The organism is Mesorhizobium sp. M4A.F.Ca.ET.020.02.1.1 (genome assembly GCF_004022645.1).
GTDB lineage: Bacteria > Pseudomonadota > Alphaproteobacteria > Rhizobiales > Rhizobiaceae > Mesorhizobium.
Genome location: NZ_RZOI01000445.1, coordinates 1 through 5,157, shown reverse-complemented (window position 1 = coordinate 5,157; position 5,157 = coordinate 1). Strand labels below are relative to the sequence as shown.

Sequence of the window (5,157 nt, the reverse complement as noted above, 5' to 3'; positions counted from 1 at the left end):
AGGTCGGGGCATCGCTGCCCTGACCTTGAATGCGAACCGTGCTTAGTCGGCGGCGATTGCCATACTTTCGCTTTCTACTTTGACCGTCGCCCGCAACGCTGCGGGAAGCCAGCCCTTGCCGTCCAGTTCCTTCTCGGCCTGCAAGAAGCTTCGGGTTTCGGGGCGCGTTCCACCGTCGGCCCACGACTTGCAAAAATGTTTGAGGATGCCTTCTCGCAAAAAGGAACGTCGGCTGGCAGGCCCGTGGCCCGGGACTGGGCGGCTGCCTTGGCCGAACTTGAAGCGAACCTCAAGCAGTGCTCCGCCAATTCCAGCCACTGGTCACTTGGCTCATCGCCGTGCCCTTGGTGCAAAATGGAAGGCGCCACTGGCGTCCCGCTGTTCTCAACCGTTGTTCCCGCCAGCGGGGCGACGCTTTTCGATATCGCCGGATTCCAGCGCAGGTGGACGCCATCCCGCATCCCGGGCCGGTGCCGACCGTCCCCGAGAAGAATGTGACACCAGATCCCAACGCCTTGAAGCTCAAGGGGCACGCGCGCCGCACCAACTTCCGGGCAGGAGTAGCGGCCGCAGTAGTCGGCGTCGCTGGCTTGATGATGGCGCAGATCTGGGTGCTGGGCATTGCCTTGGGGGTTTTTCTGGGGTTGAGAGGTTTCTTGAACAGGGACAGTGAGGCTGCGGAATACCGGCGCATCGCCGGCGAGGCCGCCACCCAGTGGAAAAACGCGCAAACCACGTGGATGCAGAGAGCCGGGCCGGATGCCTTCGACAGGCAAAAAACGGTGCTCGCCGGGCTCAGGCGCGAATGGGACATCTTACCTTCCAAACGGTAGCCAGGATCTCGGAGCTCGAGCGCAACCGCCGTCAGGCGCAACTGCACCGGTTCCTGGACAACTTTGAAATCTCATCGGCAAAGATCGAGAGCATCGGACCGGGAAAGAAACAGGTCCTGGAGTCGTATGGCGTCGAAACAGCGCTCGATGTCGAGAGGAACAAGCTCTACAGCGTGTCCGGATTCGAACCCAAAACGGCGCAGAAGTTGTTAAATTGGCGAAGGTCCGTCGAAGCCCGCTTTGTCTTCGATCCCTCACGCGCGATCGATCCACGCGATATCGCGCAGATTGACCAGGATATTCTCGGCGACCGCAAGCGGCTGCAGGGCGCCTTGGTTCTCGGTCTTGAGCAACTCAAGCAGACAAGAGCCCAGATTCTTGCCGCCCGTGAACACAGTCGCCCGGAAATGGAGCGGTTGGCATTGGATCAGTCGTCGGCAAACGTTGCCGCGATTTCAGGTTGAGACGGCTAACGCTGGATCGCCAATCAGGCTCGGTGGGTTTTGGCATACCTTCATCACCCCGGGTTGCGCGTCAGTGTGAAATACCCATTTCACCTTGTTGGAGGCCTCGACGATTTTGGCCGGTCGGAGCGCTGACTCGAAGGAGAGGTGAACGGCGGCTTTGCGCCTCATTCCAGCCGCTCGAATTGCCCAAGCCATTTCCTGAAAGCTGCCGATCCAGGGGATCCGTCTGGACGTCGATGGCAAGGGTGGTGGACGTACGGCTTCGCCACCAAGCAGGCCGCAACGGATTTCAGGATGTTACGGGTTAGGCGGTGACCCTTGGGCCACTCATGCAGCCATGTCTCATGCTGTCTCGAATCACGTTGTTGACGGTGCAAGCATCGCCGTCAAATCGCTCAGTCCGAGCGTGGCGGGCGCGCAACACTCAATCAGGTATAGCAGTCGCTAGGGCTATATGCATTTAGTGACACGGCCACCCGATCTTTGCGGTCGCAAGTCTTTACCAAGTGTCGTTTCTCGGCAAGGCTGATCATTGAGGCACTCACGCCGCGAGGATTGAAGAATGCTTAACCAGGCAGAAACACTCTACCCATCTCTGACCCCTCTTGCGGTCCAGGTCCGCTGGAAGGTTCCAACCGAATTTCCGGCGTGCCCGGACGAATTCACCGACGACGCCCTTCTTCTTTATGAATCGCGCCTCTCTTTCGGAAGTATCTTCGCGCGCAACCAGCTCTCCACGAGCCTCGTCGTCGACCGGAATCTCAAGGACGATGACCTGATCGTACTCACTCATTTTGCCGGCGACGCCATAAAGAATTGGGCAGTGGCCCACATTTCAATCCATGATGGCCTTTTCCATCACCGAAGCGAATTCACCTTCTTCAGTCTCAAGGGCGCTCTGAAGCACTTCTGCGAACTAGCTGGAGAGGACCTTGGCGACTCGATCGATGACTATTGCTGATGACGTATCAGCTGATGTCGATGCAGAAATGTTGCTGCATATTGACGATTCCGGTTGAGCGTGGGTGTCGAGTGTGAGCGATGACCTTGTGACGTCGGTCAGGTTCGAAGTCATGGTGCCAAGCAGTATCAATAAGGATGATGCCGGAGGGGCCAAGATGGAACATGAGAACCTGCTAGTCGTCGGTGCCGACTTCTCGAAAATGCGCACGCGCTGAATACGACGTGGTGATCTGCAGACCGGAGGTGCGTTTGAGTTCCATATAGACCTAAACTCGCTATAAGATACGCATCATGCGTTGGAGTTGCACCTCCGGGCTGTGCGCAACGTCGTGGCGGATGACTCCTTTCTACCCAGTGGTCCGCAAAGCCGCCTGTCAGCTTGCGGGCCCAACGCGGTCATTTCGGAACATGCAAGCAGACTAAATAGCGATTGGAACTCAATAACCACGCGGCCACAGCGTTCATGGTTTGTACTTCTAAAGTCGCATAAAGGGCAATGTGGAAGTGCTCAGATTCGATAGACCTTCTCCGCGTTTGAGCGGAGCAGTGCGGCGCGCTCATGCATGGATAAGCCCATAACAATGGCATGGATCGTCGAAACGATTTTCGCTGGAGATGCGAAAAGCAAATCCACTGGCATGTTGGTTCCCACCATGGTCCGCTCGGTGCCAAAGGCGTCAAGTACATGACAGAGCAGCGGAACTGTATTCTCAATCGTCCACGCCGGTGCGCCAAGGCCAAAGCCGCAGAGTTTCACGCTGACATTCGGCGCCTGTGCAAGGCGGCTGATAGCCGCCCGCCATGCCGAAAGACCCTCGGGACTGCGGTCCGCCACCATGCCGAAATGCTCAAGCACGATCGATGTGCCGGGAAAGGCGCGGGCCAGCGCCAGAGCCATGTCCATCTGCGGCCAGTAGAGCTGAAGATCGAAGCTCAGGCCAAGCGGCGCTAAGCGGGCAAAGCCTCCTCGCCATTGCGGGCTTTCCATCAAATCGGGGCTCGGCGCGCTGCGCAGGCGGGGGTCGTCGTGCCAGTTGAGGATCTGGCGGATGCCGCGCACGCGCGGAAAGCCGGCATGGGCTTCCAGCACGCGTTCGATATCTGGAGCGGCGAGATCCACATAGGCGACGATCGCATCCGGCATGGCTTCCCGCCGTGCCAGCGCGCTCAGCCAGCGCGTCTCGTCGAGCGGATCCGCCGGATTGCGGCCGTTCTGGACATGCACCGTCTTGACGATGCCTAGTCCTTCCATGTCGCGGCGGTAGTCAGCCGGCAGGTAGTCGCGGCGGATCGGCGTCAGGTCGCCCTCCAGCGGCTCCGGCCGATCGGGGTCGAGCCACGGATAGGCGGCATCGGACAGGCTCTGGAAATGCTGGTGGGTATCGACGATCGCCCAGCTTTCTTCGATGGGTGTCATCCGCGCTTTCTTGTCCACTGGTCGGCGAACACCGCGAGGATGACGACCGCCCCCGACGCCACGTATTGCCAGAAGGAGGGCACGTTCATCAGTGTCAGTCCGTTCTGCAGGGCGCCCAGCGTCAGCGCGCCGATAAGCGACCCAAGCGGATTGCCGACGCCACCGAAAAGGCTCGCTCCGCCAATGACCGCCGATCCGATCGCCTGCAATTCGAAGCCGCTGCCGCCGATCGGCTCGGCGGCTCCGATGCGCGCTATCAGCACGAAGCCTGCAAGGCTCGAAAGGGCCCCGGAGATCGTGTAGACCGTTACCTTCACCCGCTCGACGTTGACGCCCGACAGTCTCGCTGCCTCCTCGTTGCCGCCGATGGCGATGATCTGTTCGCCGAGCGCCGTGTAGCGGACCAGCAGAAAAGCGAGCGCGGCAACTGCCAGCGCGAGCAGCACAGGGGTCGGGATATCGAGCAGCCGTCCGGCGAAGATGGCGCGAAACTCCTTGGACAGGCCATAGATCGGCTGGCCATCGGTGTAGATCAGCGCGGCGCCCCTGAAGATGCTGAGCGTGCCGAGCGATACGATGAAGTCGGGCAGCTTCAGCCTGGCGATCAGCAGGCCGTTCAGCAGCCCGCACAGCAGTCCGACGAGAAGTCCAGCGCCGACGCCGGCAAGAAGCCCATGCGAGAGCATGTCCGCCGCCACCATGCTGGACAGGCCGACCACCGAGCCCACGGACAGATCGATGCCCTTGGTCATGATGACGAGCGTCATGCCAACCGCGATCACCGCGTTGATCGAGGACTGAAGCATGATGTCGATGAGATTTGACGGCTGGTAGAAGGTGGCGTTCAGCACCGAGAACACCGCGAAAAGCGTGACGCAGCCGATCGCCACGCTGGCCTTGCGCAGCGCGTCGGCGCGCCTCGGTCTCGTGGGGGATTTTTTCTCGCCAGCGTCCGTTCGGGGCAGGGAACTGAGTTCGGTCACGAATTGTCCTCTCTGGCGGCGAGCGCGATCAGCCGCTCCTCGGTCAGTCCGGCGTCGTTGGCGACGATCTTGCGCACGCGCCCTCCGCTCACGATGCCGATGCGATGGCAGATGAGCAGAAGTTCCGGCAACTCCGAAGATACAACGAGCAGTGCCGCGCCATCGGCCGCCAGGCGACGCAGCAACGCATAGATTTCCGCCTTGGCGCCGACATCTATGCCGCGCGTCGGCTCATCGAACAGGAAGACACGCGCGCCGGTCGCCAGCCAGCGGGCGATGACAACCTTCTGCTGGTTGCCGCCCGAAAGGTTGCGCATCTCCGTGCCGATCGCGGCGGGGCGGATGTGCAGCTCCTCGACATAGCGCTTGGCCGCGCGCCGGCGTTCCGGGCCCTTGATCACGCCGAGAGAGGCAAAGCGGCCGTGGTTGCCAAGTCCGAAATTGCGCTCGACATCCATCATCGGAACGATCGCGTGGCCCCTGCGGTCCTCGGG

General features: G+C 60.7%; 7 protein-coding genes. 3 read left to right on the top strand and 4 right to left on the bottom strand.

The window, feature by feature from the left end; all coding sequences use genetic code 11:
• Positions 1-42 precede the first annotated feature (42 nt).
• Complete coding sequence (locus tag EN742_RS38770; protein ID WP_126037982.1) at positions 43-318, bottom strand: hypothetical protein; 276 nt, start codon at positions 316-318, stop codon at positions 43-45.
• 125 nt (positions 319-443) lie between these two features.
• Here EN742_RS38770 and EN742_RS23620 point away from each other — a divergent pair, with 125 nt between their 5' ends.
• From EN742_RS23620 to EN742_RS23610, 3 genes are all read left to right on the top strand, one after another.
• On the top strand, positions 444-833 hold the full coding sequence (locus EN742_RS23620; RefSeq protein WP_091600484.1) for a hypothetical protein: 390 nt from the start codon (positions 444-446) through the stop codon (positions 831-833).
• The gene (locus EN742_RS23615) at positions 806-1,297 is read left to right on the top strand and encodes a hypothetical protein (protein ID WP_091600483.1); all 492 of its coding nucleotides are present in this window, start codon (positions 806-808) and stop codon (positions 1,295-1,297) included. The genes EN742_RS23620 and EN742_RS23615 overlap by 28 nt, the downstream gene beginning before the upstream one ends.
• A gap of 565 nt (positions 1,298-1,862) precedes the next feature.
• The gene (locus EN742_RS23610) at positions 1,863-2,261 is read left to right on the top strand and encodes a hypothetical protein (protein ID WP_091600482.1); all 399 of its coding nucleotides are present in this window, start codon (positions 1,863-1,865) and stop codon (positions 2,259-2,261) included.
• A gap of 510 nt (positions 2,262-2,771) precedes the next feature.
• On the opposite strand, the gene EN742_RS23605 is transcribed toward EN742_RS23610, so the two are convergent.
• From EN742_RS23605 to EN742_RS40065, 3 genes are all read right to left on the bottom strand, one after another.
• Complete coding sequence (locus tag EN742_RS23605) at positions 2,772-3,680, bottom strand: amidohydrolase family protein (RefSeq protein ID WP_128333345.1); 909 nt, start codon at positions 3,678-3,680, stop codon at positions 2,772-2,774.
• Positions 3,677-4,663, bottom strand: coding sequence for an ABC transporter permease (locus EN742_RS23600; RefSeq protein WP_128333344.1), 987 nt, complete (start codon positions 4,661-4,663; stop codon positions 3,677-3,679). Before EN742_RS23600 ends, EN742_RS23605 begins: the two co-directional genes overlap by 4 nt.
• The coding region (locus EN742_RS40065; RefSeq protein WP_148670211.1) for an ATP-binding cassette domain-containing protein at positions 4,660-5,157 on the bottom strand (498 nt) is incomplete at its 5' end. The genes EN742_RS40065 and EN742_RS23600, both read right to left, overlap by 4 nt.